Source organism: Pseudomonas sp. GM84 (assembly GCF_000282535.1).
GTDB lineage: Bacteria > Pseudomonadota > Gammaproteobacteria > Pseudomonadales > Pseudomonadaceae > Aquipseudomonas.
In genome coordinates, this window is the sequence record NZ_AKJC01000273.1 from 1 (window position 1) to 4,537 (window position 4,537).

The window sequence follows — 4,537 nt, forward strand, 5'->3', positions numbered from 1 at the left end:
CACCCCCCGCCGTTATGGCGGCACCGGCCTGGGCCTGTCGATTTCCCGTGATCTGGCGCACTTGCTGGGTGGGCAGATCAGCGTCGACAGCAGTCCCGGCCAAGGCAGCGTGTTCAGCCTGATCCTGCCGGAGCGCTTTGAGGCGCAAGCCGAAGAGGTCGAGGCCCTGAGCCTGCGCCCGACGGTCGATACACTGCCGCCCGCGCCCCAGGTGCCCGCATCACCTGCGCCGAAGCTGCCGCCACTGGCCTTCGCCGACGACCGTGAGCGGGCACCCTTCGGCAACCGTTGCATCCTGGTGATCGAGGACGAGCCGAACTTTGCCCGCATCCTCTTCGACCTGGCCCACGAGCTGGGCTACAGCTGCCTGGTGGCCCAGGGCGCGGACGAAGGCTTCGCCCTGGCGGCGCAGTTCATCCCCGATGCGATCCTGCTGGACATGCGCCTGCCCGACCATTCCGGCCTCACCGTGCTGCAGCGCCTCAAGGAGCTGGCAGGCACCCGGCACATCCCGGTGCACATCATTTCGGTCGAAGACCGTGTCGAAGCGGCCATGCACATGGGCGCGGTCGGTTACGCGGTCAAGCCGACCAGCCGTGAACAGCTCAAGGAAGTGTTCGCCCGCCTGGAAGCGAAGCTGACGCAGAAGCTCAAGCACATTTTGCTGGTCGAGGACGATGACCTGCAGCGTGAGAGCATCGCCCGCCTGATCGGCGACGACGATGTCGAGATCACCGCCGTGGCCATGGCCCAGGAAGCCCTGGCGCTGCTGCGCGAGAACGTCTACGACTGCATGATCATCGACCTCAAGCTGCCGGACATGCTCGGCAACGAGCTGCTCAAGCGCATGACCGCCGAGGACATCCGGGCCTTCCCGCCGGTCATCGTCTACACCGGGCGCAACCTGACCCGTGAAGAAGAAACCGAGCTGCTCAAGTATTCGCGCTCGATCATCATCAAGGGCGCCCGCTCCCCCGAGCGGCTGCTCGATGAAGTGACGCTTTTTCTGCACAAAGTCGAATCGCAGCTGTCCCATGAGCGTCAACGCATGCTCAAGACCGCGCGTAGTCGCGACAAGGTGTTCGAAGGCCGCAAGATACTGCTGGTGGATGACGATGTGCGCAACATCTTCGCCCTCACCAGTGCCCTGGAGCACAAGGGCGCGATCGTCGAGATCGGCCGCAACGGGCGCGAGGCCATCGAGCGCCTGGAGCAGCACGACGACATCGACCTGGTGCTGATGGATGTGATGATGCCGGAAATGGACGGTTTCGAGGCCACCCGGCTGATTCGCCAGCAACCGCGCTGGCGCAAACTGCCGATCATTGCCGTGACCGCCAAGGCCATGAAGGACGACCAGCAGCGTTGCCTGCAGGCCGGTGCCAATGATTACCTGGCCAAACCGATCGACCTGGACCGTCTGTTCTCGTTGATCCGCGTATGGCTGCCGCAACTGGAGCGAATTTGACTAGCGAACGCAACACCGACATCGAGATCCGGCTGCTGATCGAGGCGATCTACCTCAAGTACAGCTACGATTTTCGCGATTATTCCGGCGCCTCGATCAAGCGCCGGATCCTTCATGCGCTGCGCCAGTTCGAGTGCCACACGGTGTCGGCCCTGCAGGAGCGGGTGCTGCACGACCCGGGCATGTTCATGCAGCTGCTGCAGTTCCTGACGATCCCGGTGAGCGAGATGTTCCGCGACCCCAGCCACTTCCTGGCGTTGCGAAACGAGGTGGTCCCGCTGCTGCGTACCTGGCCGTCGATCAAGATCTGGATCGCCGGCTGCAGCACCGGGGAGGAGGTGTATTCGATGGCCATCCTGCTGCGCGAAGAAGGCCTGCTCGAACGCACCATCATTTATGCCACCGACATCAACCCACGCTCGCTGGACAAGGCCAAGCAGGGTATCTACTCGATGCAGAGCATGCGCGAGTACGAGGAAAACTACCGCCGCGCCGGCGGCCGTCGGGACTTTTCCGAGTACTACACGGCCGCCTATGGCAACGCCATCATGGACAGCAGCCTGCGCGACAACGTGACCTTCGCCGACCACAGCCTGGCCACTGACAGCGTGTTCTCCGAAACCCAGCTGGTGTCCTGCCGCAACGTGCTGATCTATTTCAACAAGGCACTGCAGGACCGGGCCCTGGGCTTGTTCCATGAGTCCTTGTGCCATCGCGGTTTCCTGGTGCTGGGCAGCAAGGAGTCGGTGGATTTCTCCGCTTACAGCGAGCGCTTCGAGCCGCTGGTCAAGCCTGAACGGATCTACCGCAAATCATGAACGGCGTACGTGCGATCGTGATCGGTGCTTCGGCGGGCGGCGTGGCGGCCCTGTTGCAGGTGCTCGGTGGCTTGCCGGCGGCGTTCGCCACGCCGGTGCTGTGCGTCCTGCACCTGCCCGATGACCGCCACAGCCAGTTGGCTGAAGTGCTGCAGCGGCGGGTACACCGGCCGGTGAGCGAGGCGCATGACAAGGAGGCCATCGCCCCCGGCCAGATCTACGTGGCCACGCCCCGCTACCACCTGTCGGTGGAAGCCGACTTGAGCCTGTCGCTGAGCCAGGAAGACCCGGTGCATTTCTCCCGCCCGGCGATCGATTACCTGTTCATGTCGGCGGCCGATGCCTATGGCGACGGCCTGCTCGGCATCCTCCTCACCGGGGCCAACGAAGACGGCGCCGCAGGCCTTGCCTACATCAAGAACAGCGGCGGCCGGACCGTGGTCCAGGACCCCCGCGATGCACAGGTGGCGTTGATGCCGGAGGCCGCCCTGGCCCTGCATCGACCCGACCATATACTTTCTCTGAGCGGGATCGAGCAGTTGCTCGCCACCCTGGAATCCAGCGCATGCTAAGCCTCACCACCGCCAAACTGCTGATCGTCGACGATCTGCCGGAAAACCTGCTGGCCCTCGACGCCCTGATCCAGGGCGAAGGCCGCGAGGTGCACCAGGCCCAGTCGGCTGAAGCGGCATTGTCGCTGTTGCTTGAGCACGAATTCGCCCTGGCCATCCTCGATGTGCAAATGCCGGGCATGAACGGTTTCGAGCTGGCCGAATTGATGCGCGGCACGGAAAAGACCCGCAATATCCCGATCGTCTTCGTCACGGCGGCCGGCCGCGAGATGAACTACGCCTTCAAGGGCTACGAGAGCGGTGCGGTGGACTTCCTGCACAAGCCCCTCGACACCATGGCGGTGAAAAGCAAGGTGTCGGTATTCGTCGACCTGTACCGCCAGCGCAAGGTGCTCGACCGGCAGTTGCAGGCCCTGGAGCACAGCCGTCAGCAGCAGGAGCAACTGTTGGCCCAGTTGCAGGTGGCGCAGGGTGAACTGGAACATGCGGTGCGCATGCGCGACGACTTCATGTCGATCGTTTCCCACGAAGTGCGCACGCCGCTCAACGGCCTGATCCTGGAAACCCAGTTGCGCAAGATGCACCTGGCCCGTGGCAACCTCGAGGCGTTCAGCGCCGACAAGTTGCAGGCCATGGTCGAGCGCGACGAGCGGCAGATCAACAGCCTGATCCGGCTGATCGAAGACATGCTCGATGTGTCGCGCATCCGTACCGGCAAGCTGTCGCTGCGGCCGAAACCGTTCGACCTTGGCCAGTTGGCCCGCGCCCTGGTGGAGAATTTCGCTGCCCAGGCCACGGCGCTGGAGACCCACATCGAGCTGCAGTGCTGCGAGGCGCTGCAAGGCGCGTGGGACGAGTTTCGGATTGAACAAGTACTGGCCAACCTGTTGTCCAATGCATTGCGCTATGGCGAACGGCGCCCGGTGCAGGTAAGGGTGTTCGCCCAGGAGGGCATGGCCTGGGTGCAAGTGCAGGATCAGGGTATCGGCATCAGTGCCGCCAACCAGCAGCGGATCTTCCAGCAGTTCGAGCGGGTGGCGGCGCAGCAGGCCAGCAATGGCCTGGGCCTGGGGCTGTATATCTCGGAACAGATCGTCCAGGCCCATGGCGGGCGTATCCTGGTCGACAGCGAGGAGGGCAAGGGTGCAACCTTCAGCCTCCTGTTGCCACTGGTGACACCGGCAGAACAAAACGACCAGGCGCGGGCAACCTCTGCATAAGCCTGGGGTCAGATGGCCAACTGTATGAATTTCAAGGCGTTGTAGTCATGAGTGAAGATGCACAAGACGTGGTACTGGTGGTCGAGGATGAGCCGGCGATTCGCATGATCCTGCGCGACTACCTGGCCGGCGAGGGCTACCACGTGCTGGTGGCCGAAGACGGCGAGCAGGCGTTCGCGATCCTGGCGAGCAAGCCGCACCTGGACCTGATGGTGACGGATTTTCGCCTGCCGGGCGGGATTTCCGGGGTGGAGATTGCCGAGCCTGCCGTGAAGTTGCGACCGGACTTGAAGGTGATCTTCATCAGTGGGTATCCGGCGGAGATCATCGAGTCGGGCAGCCCGATCGCGCGCAAGGCGCCGATCCTGGCCAAGCCGTTTGACCTGGATACCCTGCACCAGCAGATTCAGGCCCTTTTGCGCTGAATCTACCGGCCCTATCGCCGGCAAGCCGGCACCC

5 protein-coding genes are annotated in these 4,537 nt (G+C 63.5%); all 5 read left to right on the forward strand.

The features are described 5' to 3' along the window. The coding region (locus PMI38_RS20690; RefSeq protein ID WP_008098188.1) for a response regulator at positions 1 to 1,468 on the forward strand (1,468 nt) is incomplete at its 5' end. Next, on the forward strand, positions 1,465 to 2,286 hold the full coding sequence (locus tag PMI38_RS20695) for a CheR family methyltransferase (RefSeq protein ID WP_008098190.1): 822 nt from the start codon (positions 1,465 to 1,467) through the stop codon (positions 2,284 to 2,286). The genes PMI38_RS20690 and PMI38_RS20695, both read left to right, overlap by 4 nt. Further along, the gene (locus PMI38_RS20700) at positions 2,283 to 2,858 is read left to right on the forward strand and encodes a chemotaxis protein CheB (RefSeq protein WP_008098191.1); all 576 of its coding nucleotides are present in this window, start codon (positions 2,283 to 2,285) and stop codon (positions 2,856 to 2,858) included. Before PMI38_RS20695 ends, PMI38_RS20700 begins: the two co-directional genes overlap by 4 nt. Next, positions 2,852 to 4,078 carry a hybrid sensor histidine kinase/response regulator gene (locus tag PMI38_RS20705; RefSeq protein ID WP_008098193.1) on the forward strand — a complete coding sequence of 409 codons (1,227 nt, stop codon included), beginning with the start codon at positions 2,852 to 2,854 and terminating at the stop codon, positions 4,076 to 4,078. The genes PMI38_RS20700 and PMI38_RS20705 overlap by 7 nt, the downstream gene beginning before the upstream one ends. A gap of 47 nt (positions 4,079 to 4,125) precedes the next feature. Further along, entirely contained in the window at positions 4,126 to 4,503 is a 378-nt protein-coding gene (locus PMI38_RS20710; protein ID WP_008098194.1) for a response regulator, read from the forward strand. Positions 4,504 to 4,537 lie beyond the last annotated feature (34 nt).

Bases quoted from the DNA above. Each gene is read 5' to 3' on its own strand.
- PMI38_RS20710 (WP_008098194.1), top strand. From the start codon at position 4,126: ATGAGTGAAGATGCACAAGACGTGGTACTGGTGGTCGAGGATGAGCCG.
- PMI38_RS20700 (WP_008098191.1), top strand. From the start codon at position 2,283: ATGAACGGCGTACGTGCGATCGTGATCGGTGCTTCGGCGGGCGGCGTG.
- PMI38_RS20705 (WP_008098193.1), top strand. From the start codon at position 2,852: ATGCTAAGCCTCACCACCGCCAAACTGCTGATCGTCGACGATCTGCCG.